General features: G+C 62.3%; 17 protein-coding genes. 7 read left to right on the top strand and 10 right to left on the bottom strand.

From position 1 onward, the window contains the following. Position 1 precedes the first annotated feature (1 nt). The 4 genes from pstA to ACF8SD_RS20300 all read right to left on the bottom strand — a co-directional run bounded on the left by pstA (position 2) and on the right by ACF8SD_RS20300 (position 6,545). On the bottom strand, positions 2 to 1,618 hold the full coding sequence (gene pstA / locus ACF8SD_RS20315) for a phosphate ABC transporter permease PstA (protein ID WP_173891765.1): 1,617 nt from the start codon (positions 1,616 to 1,618) through the stop codon (positions 2 to 4). 71 nt (positions 1,619 to 1,689) lie between these two features. Further along, positions 1,690 to 3,978: a phosphate ABC transporter permease gene (locus tag ACF8SD_RS20310; protein WP_392485025.1), complete on the bottom strand. Its 2,289-nt coding sequence runs from the start codon at positions 3,976 to 3,978 to the stop codon at positions 1,690 to 1,692. Between the two features lie 137 nt (positions 3,979 to 4,115). Then, positions 4,116 to 5,114, bottom strand: a complete 999-nt coding sequence (locus tag ACF8SD_RS20305) for a phosphate ABC transporter substrate-binding protein PstS (protein ID WP_173891584.1) — start codon at positions 5,112 to 5,114, stop codon at positions 4,116 to 4,118. A 141-nt stretch (positions 5,115 to 5,255) separates the two neighbouring features. Next, on the bottom strand, positions 5,256 to 6,545 hold the full coding sequence (locus ACF8SD_RS20300) for an MFS transporter (RefSeq protein WP_392485024.1): 1,290 nt from the start codon (positions 6,543 to 6,545) through the stop codon (positions 5,256 to 5,258). A 362-nt stretch (positions 6,546 to 6,907) separates the two neighbouring features. On the opposite strand from ACF8SD_RS20300, the gene ACF8SD_RS20295 reads away from it, so the two are divergent. Together ACF8SD_RS20295 and ACF8SD_RS20290 are read left to right on the top strand one after the other, a co-directional pair. Further along, on the top strand, positions 6,908 to 7,306 hold the full coding sequence (locus tag ACF8SD_RS20295; RefSeq protein ID WP_003253317.1) for an acyl-CoA thioesterase: 399 nt from the start codon (positions 6,908 to 6,910) through the stop codon (positions 7,304 to 7,306). Positions 7,307 to 7,377: 71 nt separating this feature from the next. Continuing rightward, entirely contained in the window at positions 7,378 to 8,274 is an 897-nt protein-coding gene (locus tag ACF8SD_RS20290; RefSeq protein WP_392485023.1) for a D-hexose-6-phosphate mutarotase, read from the top strand. A gap of 492 nt (positions 8,275 to 8,766) precedes the next feature. Here the strand turns inward: ACF8SD_RS20290 and ACF8SD_RS20285 are convergent, their stop codons facing one another. The 4 genes from ACF8SD_RS20285 to purE all read right to left on the bottom strand — a co-directional run bounded on the left by ACF8SD_RS20285 (position 8,767) and on the right by purE (position 11,275). Then, a complete protein-coding gene (locus ACF8SD_RS20285) occupies positions 8,767 to 9,300 on the bottom strand; it encodes a DUF3299 domain-containing protein (protein WP_029886438.1) in 534 nt (177 codons plus the stop codon). Positions 9,301 to 9,348: 48 nt separating this feature from the next. Next, positions 9,349 to 9,594 carry a GlsB/YeaQ/YmgE family stress response membrane protein gene (locus tag ACF8SD_RS20280; protein WP_009684502.1) on the bottom strand — a complete coding sequence of 82 codons (246 nt, stop codon included), beginning with the start codon at positions 9,592 to 9,594 and terminating at the stop codon, positions 9,349 to 9,351. A gap of 96 nt (positions 9,595 to 9,690) precedes the next feature. Next, entirely contained in the window at positions 9,691 to 10,773 is a 1,083-nt protein-coding gene (locus tag ACF8SD_RS20275) for a 5-(carboxyamino)imidazole ribonucleotide synthase (protein WP_029886439.1), read from the bottom strand. Between the two features lie 10 nt (positions 10,774 to 10,783). After that, positions 10,784 to 11,275 carry a 5-(carboxyamino)imidazole ribonucleotide mutase gene (gene purE / locus ACF8SD_RS20270; protein ID WP_009684500.1) on the bottom strand — a complete coding sequence of 164 codons (492 nt, stop codon included), beginning with the start codon at positions 11,273 to 11,275 and terminating at the stop codon, positions 10,784 to 10,786. A 269-nt stretch (positions 11,276 to 11,544) separates the two neighbouring features. On the opposite strand from purE, the gene ACF8SD_RS20265 reads away from it, so the two are divergent. Beyond that, positions 11,545 to 12,162: a hypothetical protein gene (locus ACF8SD_RS20265; RefSeq protein WP_392485022.1), complete on the top strand. Its 618-nt coding sequence runs from the start codon at positions 11,545 to 11,547 to the stop codon at positions 12,160 to 12,162. A 6-nt stretch (positions 12,163 to 12,168) separates the two neighbouring features. Here ACF8SD_RS20265 and ACF8SD_RS20260 read toward each other — a convergent pair whose 3' ends face one another. Next, positions 12,169 to 13,074 (bottom strand): LysR substrate-binding domain-containing protein, encoded by a 906-nt coding sequence (locus tag ACF8SD_RS20260; protein WP_173891590.1) that lies wholly within the window; start codon positions 13,072 to 13,074, stop codon positions 12,169 to 12,171. Between the two features lie 182 nt (positions 13,075 to 13,256). Here ACF8SD_RS20260 and aspA point away from each other — a divergent pair, with 182 nt between their 5' ends. The 4 genes from aspA (at position 13,257) to ACF8SD_RS20240 (ending at position 18,281) form a co-directional block, all read left to right on the top strand. Beyond that, complete coding sequence (gene aspA / locus ACF8SD_RS20255; protein WP_173891591.1) at positions 13,257 to 14,681, top strand: aspartate ammonia-lyase; 1,425 nt, start codon at positions 13,257 to 13,259, stop codon at positions 14,679 to 14,681. A gap of 235 nt (positions 14,682 to 14,916) precedes the next feature. Further along, complete coding sequence (locus ACF8SD_RS20250) at positions 14,917 to 15,909, top strand: AraC family transcriptional regulator (protein WP_173891592.1); 993 nt, start codon at positions 14,917 to 14,919, stop codon at positions 15,907 to 15,909. A gap of 225 nt (positions 15,910 to 16,134) precedes the next feature. Beyond that, positions 16,135 to 17,178: a histone deacetylase family protein gene (locus tag ACF8SD_RS20245; protein ID WP_173891593.1), complete on the top strand. Its 1,044-nt coding sequence runs from the start codon at positions 16,135 to 16,137 to the stop codon at positions 17,176 to 17,178. Further along, complete coding sequence (locus ACF8SD_RS20240; protein ID WP_392485021.1) at positions 17,178 to 18,281, top strand: polyamine ABC transporter substrate-binding protein; 1,104 nt, start codon at positions 17,178 to 17,180, stop codon at positions 18,279 to 18,281. The genes ACF8SD_RS20245 and ACF8SD_RS20240 overlap by 1 nt, the downstream gene beginning before the upstream one ends. A gap of 122 nt (positions 18,282 to 18,403) precedes the next feature. On the opposite strand, the gene ACF8SD_RS20235 is transcribed toward ACF8SD_RS20240, so the two are convergent. Then, a complete protein-coding gene (locus ACF8SD_RS20235; RefSeq protein WP_392485020.1) occupies positions 18,404 to 19,936 on the bottom strand; it encodes a PLP-dependent aminotransferase family protein in 1,533 nt (510 codons plus the stop codon). Between the last annotated feature and the right edge of the window lie 80 nt (positions 19,937 to 20,016).

Below are 20,016 nucleotides of genomic sequence, written 5' to 3'. Positions count from 1 at the left end.
ATCAGCTGTCCAGCGCCTTGTATTTTTCGCGCAGGTGGTTGCGGATCCAGACCGCCGACAGGTTCAGGGCCGCGATCACCAGCACCAGCAACAGCGCCGTGGCGTAGACCAGCGGCCGCGCGGCTTCTACGTTGGGGCTCTGGAAGCCGACGTCATAGATGTGGAAGCCCAGGTGCATGATCTTCTGGTCCAGGTGCAGGTATGGGTAGTTACCGTCAACCGGCAGCGACGGCGCCAGCTTCACCACACCCACCAGCATCAGCGGCGCCACCTCGCCCGCAGCGCGGGCCACGGCGAGGATCATGCCGGTCATCATCGCCGGGCTGGCCATGGGCAAGACAATCCGCCATAGCGTTTCGGCCTTGGTCGCACCCAGCGCCAGCGAGCCTTCACGCACCGTACGCGGGATGCGCGCCAGGCCTTCTTCGGTGGCCACGATCACCACAGGCACTGCCAGCAGCGCCAGGGTCAGCGACGCCCACAGCAAGCCTGGCGTACCCAGAGTAGGCGCGGGCAGGGCTTCGGGGAAGAACAGGCGGTCGATCGAGCCACCCAGCACATACACGAAGAAACCCAAACCAAATACGCCGTAGACGATCGCCGGCACCCCCGCCAGGTTGTTCACGGCAATGCGAATCAGCCGGGTTACCGGCCCCTGTCTTGCGTATTCACGCAAGTAGACTGCCGCAAGCACGCCGAACGGTGTGACGATCACGGCCATGATCAGGGTCATCATCACAGTACCGAAGATGGCCGGGAAGATGCCGCCCTCGGTGTTGGCTTCACGCGGGTCATCGCTCAGGAATTCCCAGACCTTGGCAAAGTAGGTGCGCAGCTTGGTAAAAGCAGACATGCCGTTAGGCTGGAGGGCGTGCACCACCTTGTTCAGGCTGATTTCCACTTCACGGCCGTTACCATCGCGGGCCACCAGGCTATCACGCGCAAGTGCCTGGTGCAGGCCGCCGAGGCGGGCTTCGATAGCCTGGTAGCGGCTGTTCAATTCGGCGCGCTCGGCGTCCATGTCCGCCTGGGCGGTAGCGTCCAGCTTGCCGTCCAGTTCCAGCTTGCGGGCGTGCAGCCGCAGGCGCTCCAGGCCATGGTTGATGGCCCCGATGTCTCTCTTTTCCAGCTGCTGCAATTCACCGTTGAGCTGGTTGGCACGCTTGAGCCGCGCTTGCAACTCGCTCCAGGCAGCCGGGCCTTCGGCAACCACCCGGCCCTGTTCCTTGACGCTGACCAGGTAGCCATAGAAGTTGCCCCACTCGCGGCGCTCCAGGGCCATCAGGTCGGCCGGGTGCTGCTCGTCGACCAGCCAATCGCCGACCACCCAGGTGAAATCGCTGCCATAGAGGTCGCGGTTACCCACCTTGATCAGTTCACGGCTCATGAACTCCGGGCCTTGGTCCGGTACCGGCAGCCCGGCACCTTTGAGGCGGGCACGCGGCACGTCCTCCTGCTGCACCACTTCGCCAATCACCACTTGGTCAGCCTGGCCCGGCACCTGATAGGTGGCCTGCACCAGGTCGGCCGGCCAAAAGTGGCCCAGGCCGCGCACGGCGATGACCGCCAACAGGCCCACGGTCATGATCACCGCCATGGCCACTGCGCCGCCGCTCATCCACACACCGGGGGCGCCGCTCTTGAACCAGCCTTTGAGGGAATCCTTTTTCACGGATCGCTACCTTTCTATCAAAGCGACGAGTATTTCTTGCGCAGACGCTGGCGAATCAGCTCGGCCAAGGTGTTCATGACGAAGGTGAACATCAGCAGTACCAGCGCGGCCAGGAACAGCACGCGGTAGTGGCTGCCGCCGACTTCCGATTCGGGCATTTCCACGGCTACGTTGGCGGCCAGGGTGCGCATGCCCTCGAACAGGTTCATTTCCATCACCGGCGTATTGCCGGTGGCCATCAGCACGATCATGGTTTCGCCCACTGCGCGGCCCATGCCGATCATCAGCGCCGAGAAGATGCCCGGGCTGGCGGTGAGGATGACCACACGGGTCAGGGTCTGCCAGGGGGTGGCGCCCAGCGCCAGCGAGCCCAGGGTGAGGCTGCGCGGCACGCTGAACACGGCGTCTTCGGCGATGGAGTAGATGTTGGGGATGACCGCAAAACCCATGGCGATGCCGACCACCAGGGCATTGCGCTGGTCATAGGTGATGCCCAGATCGTTGGTGATCCACAGGCGCATGTCGCCAGCAAAGAACCAGTTTTCCAGGTGCGGGCTCATGGCCAGGGCGAACCAGCCGATCAGCAGGATTACCGGGATCAGTATCGCCGCTTCCCAGCCGTCAGGTACACGCAGGCGTATCGCCTCTGGCAAGCGGGTCCAGGTGAAGCCCACCAGCAGAATGCCGAACGGCATCAGCAGGAACAGGCTGAAGACCCCCGGCAGGTGACCTTCCAGGTAGGGGGCAAGGAACAGGCCGGCGAAGAAACCGAGGATCACCGTCGGCATCGCCTCCATCAGTTCGATCACCGGCTTGACCTTGCGCCGCATGCCCGGGGCCATGAAGTAAGCGGTATAGATGGCGGCCGCGACCGCCAGCGGGGCTGCCAGGATCATGGCGTAGAACGCGGCCTTGAGGGTACCGAAGGTCAGCGGCGACAGGCTGAGCTTGGGCTCGAAGTCGGTGTTGGAAGCGGTCGACTGCCAGACGTACTTAGGCTCGTCGTAGTTCTCGTACCAGACCTTGCCCCACAACGCGCTGAAGGAAATTTCCGGGTGCGGGTTGCGCAGGCTCAGCGGCAGCAGCTTGCCGCCTTGTTCGATGATGATACGGTTGGCACGCGGCGACAGGGCCAGGATGCCCGGGCCTTCGGCGACGGGTTCGACCAGCAGCGTACGGTGCGCCGTACTGTGGAACACACCCAGCTGGCCGTTCGCGTCGAGCGCGATGAAGCCCTTGCGGCGCTCTTCGGCGTCGATCTGCACGATCGGTGCCTTGCCCAGCTGGAAGGTACGGATCTGCTTGAGGCGCGATTCGCCGTCCGGGTCGCGGGCCATGAACCACTGGGCCAGGCCGCCCCTGGAGTCACCGACGATCAGCGAAATACCACCCACTAGTTGCCCCGTGGCGGTCACTTCGGTGTCGGCACTGTCGGCCAGTTTATAGCGGCCGTTGAGGCTCTTGTCGCGCAGGCTGAACACGTCGGCCGTGGCCCTGCCGTTGATCACATATAACCAGTGCTGCCGCGGATCGATGAAAATGTTCTTCACCACCTCGGTCATCTGCGGCAGGACGATGCGGTTCTGCTCCGTGGTGACTTCTTCGGTCAGCATGTTCTCGCTACGGGTCAACTCCAGCACCTGCAGTTGCGCACCAGTGGAGCCGGCCAGCACCAGGGTGTCGCCGTTGGCATTGACGCTCACGTGCTCCAACGCACGGCCCTGCTCGTCGAGCACGAATGGCTGCTCGCCGTAGGGGTAGTCGATGCTGGCGGTAATCGCCTTCTGATTGTTCGGGTAGGTGATTTTGTAGGCGTGGTGGAACACCAGCGCCTGACCGTTGGACAGGCCCAGCACCACCAGCGGGCTGCCCGGCTGGTCGGCCCCGATAGAGGTGACCTGGGTACCGGCGGGTACCGGCAGGTCGATGCGCTTGAGCGCTTGGCCGGTCTTGGCATCGAAGAACAACGCCTGGCCCTTGTCCGAAACACGCATGCCCACCAGGTTCTGCTCTTCCAGCGCGATCATCAGCGGCTTGCCGGCATCCTGCTGCAGCCAGGTTGGCTGCAAGGCTTGCTTGCGCGTCAGCTCGGCGCCCTGGAACAGCGGCAGCACCACATAGGCCAAGTAGAAGAAGATCAACGTAATAGCCGCCAAAACGGCAAGGCCGCCCACCAGGACATACCAGCGGGTCAGGCGATCCTTGAGCGCGCGCAAGCGGCGCTTGCGTTGCAACTCGGGCGTATTGAAATCAATGCGCACGGGCTGGGGTTTTTGGGTCATGTTGGAGTTGGCCAGATCATTCATGCGCACACCCTAGCGGTCCCGTGTGACAAAAACATTACAAAATGGTGACGCGCGAAAGCCCGCCGCACAGGTTACCTGGCTTCGGGCCGGGAATTAGGGGAAGAGGCCGGGCGGTGGCACCGGCCTCCCGCAACTACTTACTGCTTGGCAACACTACCGGCATGCGACAGGCCCAAATCTGCCAAGGTCTTGTCGACGACCTTCGCCGGCAGCGGGATGTAGCCATCCTTGACCACCACCTGCTGCCCAGCCTGCGATAGCACCAGCTTGACGAACTCGGCTTCCAGCGGCGCCAGTGGCTTGTTTGGCGCCTTGTTCACGTACACGTACAGGAAGCGCGACAGTGGGTAGGTGCCGTTCAGGGCGTTGGCTTCGTTGTCTTCAACGAACGCGCTGCCTTCTTTCTTGGCCAGGGCTACGGTCTTGACGCTGGCGGTCTTGTAACCGATGCCCGAGTAACCGATGCCGTTGAGCGAAGAGCTGATCGACTGCACGACCGAGGCCGAACCAGGCTGTTCGTTGACGTTAGGCTTGAAGTCGCCTTTGCACAGGGCTTCTTCTTTGAAGTAGCCATAGGTACCGGAGACCGAGTTGCGGCCGAACAGCTGGATCGGTTTGTTGGCCAGGTCGCCGGTCACACCTACATCACCCCAGGTCTTGACGTCGGCCTTGCCCCCACACAAGCGGGTCGAGGAGAAGATGGCATCGACCTGCGCCATGGTCAGGCCCTTGATCGGATTGTCCTTGTGCACGAACACGGCCAGCGCATCGACGGCAACAGGAATGGCGGTCGGTTTGTAGCCGTACTTCTGCTCGAAGGCTTGCAGCTCGACGTCCTTCATCTTGCGGCTCATCGGGCCGAGGTTGGCAGTGCCTTCGGTCAGCGCAGGTGGCGCGGTGGAGGAACCCGCCGCCTGGATCTGGATGTTTACGTTCGGATATTCCTTCTTGTAGGCCTCGGCCCACAGCGTCATCAGGTTGGCCAGGGTGTCGGAACCAACGCTGGAGAGGTTGCCCGAAACACCGGTGGTCTTGGTGTAGGTCGGGATCGCAGGATCGACAGCGGCCACCGCGTTGGCGGTTGCAACGCCAGCGGCGGCGAACGTGAGGGCCGCCATCAAACGCTTCAGTTTCATGCCTTGCTCCTAGCAGGAATATTGGGGTGCTGGATGGAACGGGCCCCAGTATCGGCAGGCCGCATGAACACGATATGACCTAATTGTGACAAATGGATTAAAGGCCATCATTCGTAGGGCCGCGCCACGCGGCAGCGCAGGTCAGCGTTTGTTGGCGAGCAGGTAAACCCCTACGCCCAGCCCGACGGCACACAACCCCGCCACATAGTAGGCCGGCGCCATGGGGCTGACCTTGAGCAGCGCCGTCACCACCATCGGCGTCAGCCCGCCAAAGATCGCGTAGGCCACGTTGTACGAGAACGACAACCCACTGAAGCGCACCACCGCTGGGAACGCCTTGACCATCACATAAGGCACCGCGCCGATCACCCCCACGCACAGGCCGGTTACCGCGTACAGCGGGAACAGCAACTCGGGCCGGGTTGGCAAGCTATGGTAGAAGCTCCAGGAGGTTATCAGCAGCAACAGGCTGCCAATCACGAACACTCGGCCCGCGCCAAATCGGTCCGCCAGGCTGCCAGCGCTGATGCAGCCGACGCTGAGCAGTACGATGGCCAGGCTATTGGCCTTGAGCGAATCGGTGGGGCTGACGTGGTAGATGCTCTGCAACAGCGCCGGGGTCATCAGGATGAGCACGACGATGGCCGCCGACAGCATCCAGGTCAGCAGCATCGACAGGATGATCGCGCCACGATGGTCGCGCAGCACCGCACGCAGCGGGAGCTCTTCTGCCAGGGCCTTGCGCTTCTGCATCTCAGCGAATACCGGCGTTTCGTGCAGCCAGCGGCGCAGGTAGACCGAGAACAGGCCGAACACGCCACCCAGCAGGAAGGGTATGCGCCAGGCGTAATCCGCGACTTCTGCAGGGCTGTAGACCGTGTTGATCAGCGTGGCGACCAGCGACCCCAGCAGAATGCCCGAGGTCAGGCCGGCCGTGAGGGTGCCGCAGGCGTAACCGGTGTTACGCGCCGGTACGTGCTCGGAAACGAACACCCAGGCGCCCGGCACTTCCCCTCCGATCGCAGCGCCCTGGATAACCCGCATCAGCAGCAGCAGGATGGGTGCCCACATGCCGATCTGGGCATACGTTGGCAGCAACCCCATGATCAGCGTCGGCAGGGCCATCATGAAAATGCTCAGGGTGAACATCTTCTTGCGCCCCAGCAGGTCGCCAAAGTGGGCCATGATGATGCCGCCCAGCGGCCGCGCCAGGTAACCGGCCGCGAAGATGCCAAAAGTTTGCATCAGGCGCAGCCACTCGGGCATGTCGGCCGGGAAGAACAGCTTGCCGACCACCGTGGCGAAGAACACGAAGATGATGAAGTCGTAGAACTCCAGCGCCCCGCCCAGTGCGGACAGTGAGAGGGTCTTGTAGTCACTGCGGGTCAGCGGCCGCGAGGGCTGCTCGATACTGCTCGGCACGGAAGTCATCGCTGGTTGTTCTCTTTGTAGGGCATGCAGGCCGCTGGGCGCGCGGCTTCTGGATTCGGGAGACCAGCGAAGATAGCAAATTGCCGAGGCGTGCTGATAGCGCTACAAAAACCCAACAGATATTCACGAATGTGCGGTCGTCGCTGGCCGTTATGCTCTATATACTGGCAACTCGTAGGAAAAGGTTGCGCCTAACGTGGGATGTTGTGCGAAAACGCCGGTCTTTATTGTCAGGCGGTTTCGCAGAGTTTCCCTACGGCCGCCCAGTGAAACGAAATCGGCGTAGTATGTTTCAAGCTGAATCGTTTACCCGGCCCTTGCGCCACACCAACGAAAGCGTCACGGGTCAGAGGCCCCATCGCATGATTGAGCTCGAACAAGAAGATCCTATCCCGCAGGGCGACTTGGCCTTGCAGATCACCGCCCTGCCGCGGGAAACCAACGGCTTTGGCGACATCTTCGGCGGCTGGCTGGTCGCCCAGATGGACCTGGCCGGCACTGCCATGGCCAGCCGCGTCGCCGGTGGCCGGGTAGCGACCGTGGCCATCGACCGCATGGCGTTCCTCGTGCCGGTCGCCGTGGGTGCGCAGCTGTCGTTCTATACCCAGACCCTGGAAATCGGCCGTAGCTCGATCCAGATGATGGTCGAAGTGTGGAGCGACGACCCGCTGTCCAGCGAATGGCGCAAGGTCACCGAGGCGGTATTCGTCTTCGTCGCCATTGACGGCAGCGGCCGCACGCGCTCGGTGCCTCGTCGCTGAGCCTTGCCGGCGGTAAACTCATTGCAGGTGCCCGGGTCCAAGGCCCACTGGCAATCAATGAGACAAATGCAATGGCAACCTTCCAGGTCGTAACCGAGCAACATGGCGAACTGAACTGCTGGCGTATCAGCAGCAACCACGCCGAACTCCTGATCGCCCAACAGGGCGCACAGATCCTCAGCTACCAGCGGGTGGGCGAGCCGCCGCTGCTGTGGCTGAGCGACCAGGCCATCTTCCGCAAGGGCAAGTCGGTGCGCGCCGGGGTACCCGTGTGCTGGCCGTGGTTCGGCAACCTGCAGCGCAACCCCCAGGCTGTGCAGGCCATGTACAACGGTGCGCAGGCGCCTGCCCACGGCCTTGCGCGCGCCCGAGACTGGCAATTGCTGGGTATCGAGGAAGTCGGCCAGCAACTGCAGATCGAATTCGCGCTGACAGAAGCGCAGGGTCAACTGCCCGACTGGCCGCATTCAGTCGAACTGAAACTGATGGTAGCGCTTGGCGCAGACCTGAAACTGAACCTCACCAGTCGCAACGTGGGCACTGCACCAGTCACCATCAGCCAGGCCCTGCACAGCTACTTTGCGGTCAGTGACGTGCGCCAGGCCCGGGTCGAAGGGGTGGAGGGGCTGGGTTACATCGAAACCTTGGCTGGCTGGCAACAGCGCCAGCAGCAGGGGCCGCTCACGTTCACCGGGGAGACTGACCGGATCTACCTCGGCGCCCCGCAAACGCTGAGCATTGTCGACCCGCACTGGAAACGGCGGATAACCCTGACCAGCAGCGGCTCGCGTTCGGCGGTTATCTGGAACCCCTGGACCGAACGGGCCAGGGAGCTGCCGGACATGGCCGATGAGGGTTGGCAGGGGATGCTGTGCATCGAGACGGCGAATGTATGGGATGACCTGGTGGAGTTGAAGCCTGGGGCCAGTCATTCGCTGGGCGTGGTGCTGGCTAGCGAAGCGCTTTGAGGCCCCGGGACCACTGCGCGGTCCTTTCGCGACGCAAGGCCGCTTGTGTCTTGAGAGAGGATTAGAGGCTGGAGTGAGAGCGGTGAATGACAAGCTGAATGCCGCAGGTGCCTAGAGCACGAGTAGGAGCAGAAGCTGTCATTCACCGGCACGGTGGTCACGTCCCCCGCAGCGAACACCCCTGTGCGAGTCTTCCTGGTACGACTCAATGCGATGCTCAGGACTGGCGAGCCTTGGCTGGTTCTGGTGTTGCCGCAGCCGAAGAGGGTATAGATCAACAGCCAAAATGCAGGACTCGAAGATCACACGGTTCCTGTGGGAGCGGGCGTGCCCGCGAACACCGGCGCAGCCGGTGCCAGACACCGCATCGCCTGCTTCGCGGGCAAGCCCGCTCCCACAATGAATCGCGCAGGCTTTTCAAGTTTTGGGAAAGACAGTTGCTCCTACTGGCGATCGCGTGCCGCTGCAGGTGCGGCCTTGTGTGGCGAGGGCTCAGAGGTCGGCGTCTTCCACCACCCTCACCTTTCCGGCATCCAGCGCATAGGCGGCATCGGCCAGATCATTGCTGACTTTCTCCACCTTCAATTTGCCGGTGACCCACAGTGGGGTGTAGATGTCATCGATCTTCAGGCCTTTCGGGTAGCGCACCAGCACCAGCTGATTGGGCGGCGGAGGCGGTACATGGATGCACGCGCCCGGGTACGGCACCAGGAAGAACAACGTGCTGTTACCCTTGGCGTCGCTTTCCAGCGGCACCGGGTAACCGCCCAGGCGAATGTCCTTGCCATTCATGGCTGGCACGGTCTTGGTGGAATACATCACCGCCGGCAGGCCCTTGCTCTGCTTGAGGCCGCCCTTGTCGGTGAAGGTACCCATGGCTTCCGGCGAGTTATGGTCGATTTCGGGCATTTGCTCAAGCGCCTTCTGGTCCGACTTGGGCATCAGCTCCAGCCAGTCGGTTTCAGGCAGTTCGGCATGGGCCAGGGTGCTGGCCAACAGCAGGGGCAGGAGAAAAAAGGCACGCATGACAATGCTCGGCAACTCGATGGAATTGCCGAGCATTCTAACCGGTATTCAGCGTTTCTTGATGAACCCGTAGATCACCAGAAGGACAATGGCACCGACCAGCGCGCCGAAGAAGCCCGCTGCCTGCCCAGCCTGGTAAATGCCCAGCGCCTGGCCGCCATAGGTGGCCAACAGCGAACCGGCAATACCCAGCAGGATGGTCATGATCCAGCCCATGCTGTCGTCGCCTGGTTTGATGAAGCGGGCCAGCAGGCCGACGATGAGGCCGATGAAGATGGTTCCGATGATGCCCATGGCAATCCCTCTGCAGTGAAAATGGAACAAGCCAAAGCCTAGTCAGCACTTCGGCTTGTTGCCATTTCAGAGGGCAAGCCACTGGTAGAAGTTCGATCAGTTGCTGATCAGGGCCTCTACCTCGGCAATTTTGCGCTCGAGGGTAGCCATGTCGTGGCAGCGCAGGGTGGCGTGGCCAACCTTGCGGCCAGCCTTGAAAGCCTTGCCGTAGTGGTGCAGGTGGCAGCCATCGATGGCGATCACCTTGTCCACGGCAGGCACTTCACCGATGAAGTTCAGCATCGCACTCTCGCCCACCTTGGCAGTGGAGCCCAGCGGCAGGCCGGCCACCGCGCGCAGGTGGTTCTCGAACTGGCTGCATTCGGCACCTTCGATGGTCCAGTGACCGGAGTTGTGCACGCGCGGGGCGATTTCGTTGGCCTTCAGGCCACCGTCAACTTCGAAGAACTCGAACGCCATCACGCCCACGTACTCCAGCTTTTGCAGTACACGGCCTACATAGTCTTCAGCCAATGCCTGCAACGGGTGTGCCTGGCTGGCCACCGACAGGCGCAGGATGCCGCTCTCGTGGGTGTTGTGCACCAGCGGGTAGAAGCGGGTTTCGCCATCACGGGCCCGTACGGCCACCAGCGAGACTTCGCCGGTAAAGGGTACAAAGCCTTCCAGCAGGCAGGGCACGCTGCCCAGTTCGGCGAAGGTATCAACCACGTCCTCAGGCGTGCGCAGCACCTTCTGGCCCTTGCCGTCGTAACCCAGGGTACGGGTTTTCAAAACGGCTGGCAGGCCGATGCTGGCGACTGCGGCGTCGAGGTCGGCTTGCGAGAGGATGTCGGCGAAAGCCGGGGTAGGAATACCCAGGTCGCGGAACATGCTTTTCTCGAACAAGCGGTCCCGGGCGATGCGCAGCGCTTCGGCACTGGGGTAGACCGGTACGAACTGCGAGAGGAAAGCCACGGTTTCGGCCGGGACGCTCTCGAACTCGAAGGTCACCAGGTCAACTTCGTCAGCCAACTGGCGCAGGTGCTCCTGATCGCCGTAATCGGCCCGCAGGTGCTCGCCCAGAGGCGCAGCGCAAGCATCGGGCGCCGGGTCGAGGAAAGCGAAATTCATGCCCAGCGGGGTACCCGCCAGAGCCAGCATGCGGCCCAGCTGGCCGCCACCGATTACACCGATCTTCATGGGTTGAGCCTCAAGCCTGGCGCGGGTCTGGGTTGTCCAGCACGGTGTCGGTCTGTTCCGTGCGGAATTGCTTCAGCGCAGCGTGGAATTGCGGGTATTTGGCGCCCAGGATGCTGGCCGACAACAGCGCCGCATTGACTGCACCCGCACGGCCGATGGCTAGGGTGGCAACCGGTACGCCGGCTGGCATCTGCACGATCGACAGCAGCGAGTCGACGCCCGAGAGCATCGACGACTGCACCGGCACGCCCAGCACCGGCAGGTGGGTCTTGGCGGCGCACATGCCCGGCAGGTGGGCAGCGCCACCAGCACCCGCGATGATCACCTCGATGCCCCGGCCCTCGGCCTCTTCGGCGTACTGGAACAGCAGATCCGGGGTGCGGTGGGCGGACACCACCTTCACTTCGTAGGGAATGCCGAGTTTTTCCAGCATATCGGCGGTGTGGCTAAGGGTGGACCAATCGGACTTGGAGCCCATGATCACGCCAACCAGTGCACTCATCGTCGAGCCTCTCCTGCAAGCGCCTTCTGGCGCGCTATAAAGCAACAAGCCACGCGGGTAGGCCGGCGTGGCTTGTCATACGGATTCTAATCGGCCCGGTGGCCGAAGGCGCGGGATTGTAGCGTACTTGCAGGCGGGCCGCCCACCCCTGCAAGCACATGACAGATAAAAGGGCAAGCTGTCTCGCGGGACAACTTTTTCCGGCTGCGATGCGTAACGGCAGTTGCAAGAGGATTGAACACCCCTGTTCAAACTTCTTGGAGAAAAAGATGGCCAGACCATTTTTCACCTCACTGCTGTTTTGCATGACGATGGCCCTTCAGGCCTCCCCCACATGGGCTGCGAGAACCTTGGTGGTTACTATCTATCCGCACGATGAACTAGCCGATGTGAGCGACAAACAGATCGATAAAGACTACGTGCAGCCGTGGCTGGAAGAAATGCGCAGAATCAGCGATCACTCAATTGAGATCGTCTTCGCGCGTGATGTAGCAGGCATTACCGATATTCCTTATCGCCAGATGCCTCCAGAAGATACCCACAGGGTCTTCACCGCTGCAGCGCATCCACAGTTCAGGTGGCAGAAATCGATTTTGCTGACGCGCGATAGTTTCGGCCTCAACAGCGAAGGCGCAGAACACCTTGGCCTGGCCAAATTGGGCTATGCCCACGCGATCGTCTCAATGGCCAGCTATGGCACCCTGGGGCATGAACTGGGTCACTTGATGAACGCCACTCACGAGGCAGCAGAGATACGCTACAACCCATGGCCATGCGAGACCTTTGTTTATCCGGCCCGCTTCTCGCTTCGGGCCAATTGCTACCGCTACAGCGACCAGAACAGAGTGACAATCGTCAATCACCTTGATCACGCGCTTCGTAACTGAAGAGGCTCACTCTGGCGCAGGCGTATTTTCCAGCTTGCGCCAGAGTAGCCGCACATTGGCCTTGCGCACCAAGGCGCACCGGTACAGGCGGATTTCCAGGGGTACATGCCACTGGCTTCCTCCGCAGATCGCCAACTCACCGCGTTCCAACTCGCCCCGCATCGAAAGCCGCGGCACCCAGGCAATGCCCATGCCTTCCAGCGCCATGCTCTTCAGGCTGTCCGCCATGGCGGTTTCGTAAACGGTGGTATAGCGCACATTGCGCTGGCGCAGCAGCAGGTTGACCGACCGCCCGAGGAAGGCCCCGGCAGTATAAGCCAGCAGTGGCACGCTACTTTCACCTTCCAGGTCGAACATCGGCCTGCCGTCGGCGTCCACCGCGCATACCGGCACCATTTCGGTATTGCCCATGTGCAGCGACGGGAAGATCTCGGCATCCATCTGCAAGGCGGCGTCTGGGTCGTAGAACGCCAGCATCAGGTCGCAACCACCCTCGCGCAGTGCATGCACGGCATCCCCCACGTTAGTCGCAACCAGGCGAGTGGCGATGTTCAGGCCGTCATTACGCAGTTGCGCTACCCAGCGAGGGAAAAAGCCCGACGCCAACGAGTGCGCGGCAGCCACCTGAATCACCTCCCCCTGACCACCTTCCAGGTGATGCAGATGGCGGAGAATTTCGCCCAACTGGTCAACAACCGTGCGCGCCGTAACCAGAAACAGCTGCCCGGCCTCGGTCAGCTCTATCGGCGTGCGGGAACGGTTCACCAGTTGCAGGCCCAACGCTGCCTCAAGGCTGCGGATACGCCGGCTGAAGGCCGGTTGGGTGACGAAGCGCCGCTCTGCCGCCTGGGAAAAACTGCGGGTGGCAGCCAGCGCACTGAAGTCTTCCAGCCATTTGCTTTCAAGGTTCACGAAGCACATCTCCCGTCGTGCACCAAAATGGAACACGCTCGAATTTCAATTGGCGTCACATGAATCACTATGCCGTTTGTGCATAGGTTAGCGTGCAACAGCATTGGCCGCAAAATCCCCTTAAGGCCTAGGATTGGCGCCATTCCGGCATGTGCCGGGTCAACATCGAGATGATATACATCATGTCCGCTGCTGCATCGTTCCGCGTCGAAAAAGATCTGTTGGGCACCCTGGAAGTACCTGCTGATGCTTACTACGGCATCCAGACCCTGCGCGCTGCCAACAACTTCCACCTCTCCGGTGTTCCGCTGTCGCACTACCCGAAACTGGTAGTGGGCCTGGCGATGGTCAAGCAGGCTGCTGCCGACGCCAACCGTGAGCTGGGGCACCTGAGCGATGCCAAACATGCTGCCATCAGCGCCGCCTGTGGCCGCCTGATCAAGGGCGACTACCACGAGCAGTTCGTGGTCGACATGATCCAGGGTGGTGCCGGTACGTCCACCAACATGAACGCGAACGAAGTCATCGCCAACATCGCGCTGGAGGCCATGGGCCACCAGAAGGGTGAGTACCAGTACCTGCACCCGAACAACGATGTGAACATGGCGCAGTCGACCAACGACGCCTACCCGACGGCCATTCGTCTGGGCCTGCTGCTGGGTCACGACGCCCTGCTGGCCAGCCTCGAAAGCCTGATCCAGGCGTTCGCCGCCAAAGGCAAGGAATTCGACCACGTACTGAAGATGGGCCGCACCCAGCTGCAGGACGCCGTGCCGATGACCCTGGGCCAGGAATTCCGTGCCTTCGCCACCACCATGACCGAAGACCTGCAGCGCCTGCGCTCGCTGGCGCCGGAGCTGCTGACCGAAATCAACCTGGGCGGTACCGCCATCGGCACCGGCATCAACGCCGACCCAGGCTACCAAGCCCTGGCCGTACAACGCCTGGCAATCATCAGCGGCCAGCCGCTGGTGCCGGCTGCCGACCTGATCGAAGCCACCTCCGACATGGGTGCCTTCGTGCTGTTCTCCGGCATGCTCAAGCGCACCGCGGTCAAGCTGTCGAAGATCTGCAACGACCTGCGCCTGCTGTCCAGCGGCCCACGCACCGGCATCAACGAAATCAACCTGCCAGCGCGCCAGCCAGGCAGCTCGATCATGCCAGGCAAGGTCAACCCGGTGATCCCGGAAGCGGTCAACCAAGTCGCCTTCGCCATCATGGGCAACGACCTGGCCCTGACCGTCGCCGCCGAAGGTGGCCAACTGCAGCTGAACGTCATGGAGCCGCTGATCGCCTACAAGATCTTCGACTCGATCCGCCTGCTGCAACGCGCCATGGACATGCTGCGCGAGCACTGCATCGTCGGTATCACCGCCAACGAACAGCGCTGCCGTGAGCTGGTCGAACATTCGATCGGCCTGGTCACCGCCCTGAACCCATACATCGGCTACGAAAACGCCACCCGTATCGCCCGCGTTGCCCTGGAAACCGGCCGCGGCGTGCTTGAACTGGTGCGTGAAGAGAAGCTGCTGGACGAAGAAATGCTCAACGACATCCTGCGTCCGGAAAACATGATCGCGCCACGCTTGGTTCCGCTGAAGGCGTAACCCGGCTGCTGCCACACTGTCTCACCAGGTTAAGAGACTAGACACCTCTCAACCTTTCCAAGCCCGGGCTTATGCACCGGGCTTTTTTTTGCCTGCTGGCTTGCGCGGCGCTTGCCCTGCCGATACCGGTAGACGTGGGATCGGCCTGGTGCCGCAAAGGGGCTGCACAACCGCCTTTGAATATCGGCACACAACTTGCTCCATAATGTGTTCCAGGCTCACGGGATTACCCAGCATGCTGCACAGCCACCTGACCACCCTCAATGCGGTTTCGCTGATACTCAACGTCTTCCAGGCAGACGGTGCTGAGGCTTCGGCGCTGCTCGCCGGTAGCGGCATTGGCCCGGCAGACCTGGGGCACGCCGACGCGCGCATCACCACACAGCAGGAACTGCAAGTGTGTGCCAACGCCGTGGCCCGGCGCGAAGACATCGGCCTGGAGCTGGGCCAGCGCATGCATGTGTCGTGCTATGGCATGCTCGGTTACGCCCTGCTCTCCAGTGCCACTTTGGGTGACGCCCTGCGCCTGGCGCTGCAGTATCCGGCACTGCTGGGAACAGTCTTCTCGCTGCGCTTGCGCGACGACGGCCAACGCGTCTGGTTCAGCGCCAGCGAGTACCACGACAACCCGGCATTGAGCGCTTTCAATGCCGAGTTCTGCCTGGTCTCCTTGAAAGTCATCTGTGACGACCTGCTTGGCCGCCCGTTGCCGCTGCTAGGGGCACGCTTCGAGCACCCTCGGCCTGACTACCATGCACGCTATGCCGGTGCGTTCCAGTGCCCAGTGGTGTTTGCGGCGCAAGACAATGCCTTTGCGTTCGAGCGGCGCTGGCTGGATACGCCGCTGCCGTTGGCTGACCCGATTACCCACAAAGCCATGAGCGAACGCTGCCGGCGCCTGAACCTGGAATTCACGGGTCGCCAGGCCTGGCTGGGGCGGATTCGCCAGTTGCTCACGCAACAACTGGACGCCGCGCCCGGGCTGGACGGGCTGGCGCGGCAGATGAACTGCTCGTCGCGCACCCTGCGCCGGCATTTGCAGGCGCTGGGTAGCAGTTACCAGCAGTTGCTGGACGAACTGCGGTTCGAGCGGGCCAAGCAGTTGCTGACCGATGAGCAGATGCCAATCTACCGCATTGCCGAAACCCTGGGGTTCAGCGAGACGGCCAGTTTCCGGCATGCCTTCCAGCGCTGGAGCGGAGTAGCACCCAGTCATTTCCGCGGCTGACCTGTGCTGGCTTCTTCGCGGGCTCGCCCGCTCCCACAGGAACTGCACAAGTTCCGAGTACTGTGGGATACCTGTGGGAGCGGGCGAGCCCGCGAAGAAGCCAGCACAGGAAAACCAGGCCATAGAGCTTGGCCACATCGATCCCCTTTTGGCCAGTTGCGTCGTTCTCCGCCACTGGCCCACCGCTGAAAATGGTCCCACGCCAGTCCCCACCGGAGAACAACAATGCTGACGATCTATTCCGATGATCACCGCCTGCACCATGGCCGCTGCGAGCTGATCGACGGCAAGCTGATGCCGTGTTTCGAAATGCCCTCGCGCGCTGACCATGTGCTCGACCAGGTCAAAAAACGCAACCTCGGTGACATCCAGGGCCCTACCGACTTCGGCCGCGCACCCTTGCTGCGCATCCACAGCGCCGACTACCTGGACTTTTTCGAAGGCGCCTGGGCGCGCTGGGCGGCGCTGGGCCAGGAAGGCGACCTGCTGCCGTTCACCTGGCCTGCACGCACCTTGCGCCGGGTAAAACCTACCGGCCTGCACGGCGAGTTGGGCTATTACAGCTTCGATGCCGGCGCGCCAATCACCGCCGGCACCTGGCAGGCGGCCTACAGTGCCGCCCAGGTCGCCCTCACCGCCCAGGCAGCGATCCAGCAAGGCGCGCACAGCGCCTTTGCCCTGTGCCGCCCACCAGGGCACCACGCCGCTGGCGAGGTGATGGGTGGTTACTGCTACCTGAACAACGCCGCCATCGCCGCCCAGGCATTCCTCGACCAGGGCCGGCGCAAGGTTGCCATCCTCGATGTCGACTACCACCACGGCAATGGCACCCAGGACATCTTCTACCGCCGCAACGATGTGTTCTTCGCTTCGATCCACGGCGACCCGCAAGACGAATTCCCGTTCTTTCTCGGCTATGCCGACGAAACCGGCGAAGGCGCCGGTGAGGGCTGCAACATCAATTATCCGCTGCCCGCCGGCAGCGATTGGTCTGCCTGGAGCGCTGCCCTGGAAGAGGCTTGCCAGCGCATCGCCAGCTATGACGCCGACGTACTGGTGGTCTCCCTGGGTGTGGACACCTTCAAGGATGACCCGATCTCGCAATTCAAGCTCGACAGCCCTGACTACCTGGAAATGGGCACGCGTATCGGCCAGCTTGGCAAGCCGACCCTGTTCGTGATGGAAGGCGGCTACGCTGTGGAAGAAATTGGTATCAACGCAGTCAATGTGCTGGAAGGTTTCCAGCGCGCCCAGCCAGGAGCCCGGTAATGGTCCGACTCAGGCGTCTGCTCGCCCCGTTCATCGCTGCCACCCTGTTCACCGGTGCCCTGCAGGCGCACGCCGAGCAGCGCACCCTGCGAGTGTATAACTGGTTCGACTACATCACCCCGCAGACCTTGACCGATTTCCAGAAGGACAGCGACGTCAAGCTGATCTACGACATCTTCGATACCAACGAAGCGCTGGAGGCCAAGTTGCTCACCGGCAACTCCGGCTATGACGTGGTGGTGCCGTCCAACGTATTCCTCGCCAAGCAGATCGAGGCCGGGGTGTTCCAGCCGCTGGATCGCAGCAAGTTGCCGAACTGGCAACACCTGGACCCTGCGCTGATGAAGCTGATCGAGGCCAACGACCCTGGCAACAAGTTTGCCGTGCCCTACATGTATGGCACCGTGCTGATCGGCTTCAACCCGGCCAAGGTCAAGGCCGCACTCGGCGATAACGCGCCGGTGGACAGCTGGGACCTGATCTTCAAGGAAGAGAACATCGCCAAGCTCAAGCAGTGCGGGGTAGCGCTGCTCGACTCGCCGTCGGAAATCCTGCCGCTGGCCCTGCAGTACCTCGGCCTGCCACCGAACAGCGACAAGCCGGCCGACTACAAGAAGGCCGAAGCGCTGATGCTGAAGATTCGCCCGTACATCACCTACTTCCACTCCTCGAAGTACATGGCTGACATGGCCAATGGGGATATCTGCGTGGCGGTGGGTTACAGCGGCAGCTTCTCGCAGGCTGCCAACCGCGCCCGCGAAGCGAAAAATGGTGTGACGGTCGACATGCGCCTGCCCAAGGAAGGCGCGCCGATCTGGTTCGACATGCTGGCGATTCCGAAGAATGCCGCCAACCCGGCAGACGCCCATGCATTCATCAACTACCTGCTGCGGCCCGAGGTAATTGCGCCGATCAGCGATTTTGTCGGCTACCCGAACCCCAACAAGGATGCCACCGACAAGGTGAGCCCTGCGATTCGCAACAACCCCAACCTGTACCCGACGGCGGAGGCGATGGCCAAGCTTTACACGCTCAAGCCGTTGCAGCGCGATGCCGAGCGGGCGCGAACCCGGGCCTGGACGCGGATCAAGTCGGGGACCTGACGCAGTTGGGGCTGCCTTGCAGCCCTTCGCGGGTGAACCCGCTCCTACAGGATATGCGCCGCACCTGAGACCACCCGGCCATACCTGTGGGGGCGGGTTTACCCGCGAAGAGGCAGGCAGCCTCAACCCTTGCGCCAAGCCTTGCGCAATTTCATCAATGCCGCGGCAATCTCACCTTCCGGCACCGCGGCAAACCCCAGCACCAGGCCAGCACGCTTATCCACAGGCACTTCGCTATCGGCCAGCCAGAAATTGCTCAACGCTGTCACTTCAACGCCGACTGCCTCTGCCTTGGCCACCAGCGCCTGTTCGCGGGCAAAGTTATCCACAGACACTTTCACGTGCAGCCCAGCGGCCACTGCGGGCATGCTACCCAACCCGGCAATATCCACAGGCCAGCCGGCCTTAAGCACATTGCGTCGGCTCAACGCCGCTTTGCGCATGCGGCGAATATGTCGCTGGAAATGCCCACGGGCCATGAACTCGGCCATCACGCACTGGCTGCTGACCTCCGAATGCCGTACTGCCAACGCCTTACCCTGGCTGAAGGCCTGTGCCAACTGCGCCGGCAATACCAGGTAACCCAAGCGCAGCGCGGGGAAGGCGATCTTGCCGAAGGTGCCCACGTACAACACCCGGCCGGCCCGGTCGAGTGCAGCCAGCGGGGCCAGGGGCGCGCCGCTGTAACGGTACTCGCCATCGTAGTCGTCCTCGATGATCCAGCCATCGTTGCGTTCTGCCCAGCCCAGCAACGCCAGGCGCCGGGCCAGGCTCATGGTTACCCCGGTCGGGTACTGATGGGCGGGCGTGACATAGGCCAACCGGCAACCCGGCAACTGGCCCAACCGTGCGCACTCCATACCCTCTTCATCCACCGGCACGCCGGCGACCTGAGCACCCGCCACTGAAAAGGCGTGCGCCGCCGCCCGGTAGCCGGGGTTTTCCACAGCCACCCTGTCGCCAGGCTGCAACAGCAACTGTGCACAAAGGCTTATGGCCTGCTGCGCGCCACTGGTGATCACTATTTGCTCAGCGGTACAGGTCAGCCCCCGCGAGCGGCGCAAGTAGGCCGCGATCAACTCGCGCAGTGCCGGTTCACCCGCCGGGTCGCCATAACCCAGCTGTGCAGGCGCAGCGTTACGCCAGAACCCCCCTTGCAGCTTGGCCCAAACGTCGAAGGGGAACAGATCGAAGGCAGGTATCCCCAAACGAAAAGCCCGCGGCGCGCCCTGTTTGGGGGGCGGCAGATGGTGATTTTTCAAGCGCTGCAAAGGCTCGCTCCAGCTGTGCTGGCTGGATAAATCCTCAGTATTTTCCTGGCCAAATGTGGATAAACCTGTTGATAACCCCCGGTATAACCCTGTGGACAGTTGTGTGGATAGTTTCGGCAGCCGGGTTACGTAGGTGCCGTCACCGACTCGGCTTTCGATATAGCCCTCCGCGTACAACTGGTCATACGCGCGTACCACGCTATTGCGCGACAGCCCCAGCACGGCTGCCAGGTCGCGGGTGGCAGGCAGCCGTGTGCCGCTGCACAGCCGCCCGTCCAGCACCCGCTCGCGTAGCGCCTGGTAAAGCTGCTGGCTCAACCCGCGGCGGCGATCGAGCGAAATCCCGGCCGGGTCGAAAGGCAGGATGAGGGGCTTCTCGTGCATGGCATTGGACCTATGAAAACAGGCAGTAATGGCTCTTACCCAGAACCATTAGCCTGCCTAGGATGGGAGCATTCGACAAG

Origin of the sequence: Pseudomonas sp. CJQ_9, assembly GCF_043106615.1 — a bacterium.
Taxonomy (GTDB): domain Bacteria; phylum Pseudomonadota; class Gammaproteobacteria; order Pseudomonadales; family Pseudomonadaceae; genus Aquipseudomonas; species Aquipseudomonas juntendi.
This window is presented reverse-complemented; position numbering and strand designations above follow the sequence as displayed.

Bases quoted from the DNA above. Each gene is read 5' to 3' on its own strand.
- pstA (WP_173891765.1), bottom strand. From the start codon at position 1,618: ATGAGCGGCGGCGCAGTGGCCATGGCGGTGATCATGACCGTGGGCCTG.
- ACF8SD_RS20310 (WP_392485025.1), bottom strand. From the start codon at position 3,978: ATGAATGATCTGGCCAACTCCAACATGACCCAAAAACCCCAGCCCGTG.
- ACF8SD_RS20305 (WP_173891584.1), bottom strand. From the start codon at position 5,114: ATGAAACTGAAGCGTTTGATGGCGGCCCTCACGTTCGCCGCCGCTGGC.
- ACF8SD_RS20300 (WP_392485024.1), bottom strand. From the start codon at position 6,545: ATGACTTCCGTGCCGAGCAGTATCGAGCAGCCCTCGCGGCCGCTGACC.
- ACF8SD_RS20295 (WP_003253317.1), top strand. From the start codon at position 6,908: ATGATTGAGCTCGAACAAGAAGATCCTATCCCGCAGGGCGACTTGGCC.
- ACF8SD_RS20290 (WP_392485023.1), top strand. From the start codon at position 7,378: ATGGCAACCTTCCAGGTCGTAACCGAGCAACATGGCGAACTGAACTGC.
- ACF8SD_RS20285 (WP_029886438.1), bottom strand. From the start codon at position 9,300: ATGCGTGCCTTTTTTCTCCTGCCCCTGCTGTTGGCCAGCACCCTGGCC.
- ACF8SD_RS20280 (WP_009684502.1), bottom strand. From the start codon at position 9,594: ATGGGCATCATCGGAACCATCTTCATCGGCCTCATCGTCGGCCTGCTG.
- ACF8SD_RS20275 (WP_029886439.1), bottom strand. From the start codon at position 10,773: ATGAAGATCGGTGTAATCGGTGGCGGCCAGCTGGGCCGCATGCTGGCT.
- purE (WP_009684500.1), bottom strand. From the start codon at position 11,275: ATGAGTGCACTGGTTGGCGTGATCATGGGCTCCAAGTCCGATTGGTCC.
- ACF8SD_RS20265 (WP_392485022.1), top strand. From the start codon at position 11,545: ATGGCCAGACCATTTTTCACCTCACTGCTGTTTTGCATGACGATGGCC.
- aspA (WP_173891591.1), top strand. From the start codon at position 13,257: ATGTCCGCTGCTGCATCGTTCCGCGTCGAAAAAGATCTGTTGGGCACC.
- ACF8SD_RS20250 (WP_173891592.1), top strand. From the start codon at position 14,917: ATGCTGCACAGCCACCTGACCACCCTCAATGCGGTTTCGCTGATACTC.
- ACF8SD_RS20245 (WP_173891593.1), top strand. From the start codon at position 16,135: ATGCTGACGATCTATTCCGATGATCACCGCCTGCACCATGGCCGCTGC.
- ACF8SD_RS20240 (WP_392485021.1), top strand. From the start codon at position 17,178: ATGGTCCGACTCAGGCGTCTGCTCGCCCCGTTCATCGCTGCCACCCTG.
- ACF8SD_RS20235 (WP_392485020.1), bottom strand. From the start codon at position 19,936: ATGCACGAGAAGCCCCTCATCCTGCCTTTCGACCCGGCCGGGATTTCG.